General features: G+C 64.6%; 1 pseudogene. It reads left to right on the top strand.

Annotation, left to right across the window (positions count from 1 at the left end):
* Positions 1-274: pseudogene (locus AKL29_RS45280) on the top strand (acetyl-CoA C-acyltransferase); the annotation flags it as partial.

The following is a 274-nucleotide window of genomic DNA, read 5'->3' as shown; positions in this document are numbered from 1 at the left end:
CGAGCCGGACGAGATGGGCGTCGGCCCGGTCGCTGCGATCCCGCGCCTCTTGAAGCGGCACAACCTCAAGATCGACGACATCGATCTCTGGGAGCTCAATGAGGCGTACGCGGTGCAGGTGATCTATTGCCGCGACAAGCTCGGCATCGATCCTGAGAAGCTCAATGTCAACGGCGGCTCGATCGCGATCGGCCATCCCTACGGCATGACCGGCGCGCGGCTCACCGGCCACCTCCTGATCGAGGGCCGGCGGCGCAAGGCAAAATACGGCGTA

Origin of the sequence: Bradyrhizobium pachyrhizi (assembly GCF_001189245.1) — a bacterium.
Lineage (GTDB): Bacteria > Pseudomonadota > Alphaproteobacteria > Rhizobiales > Xanthobacteraceae > Bradyrhizobium > Bradyrhizobium pachyrhizi.
The sequence above is the reverse complement of the archived record's forward strand: the minus strand, read 5'-3'. Positions and strand labels throughout refer to the sequence as shown.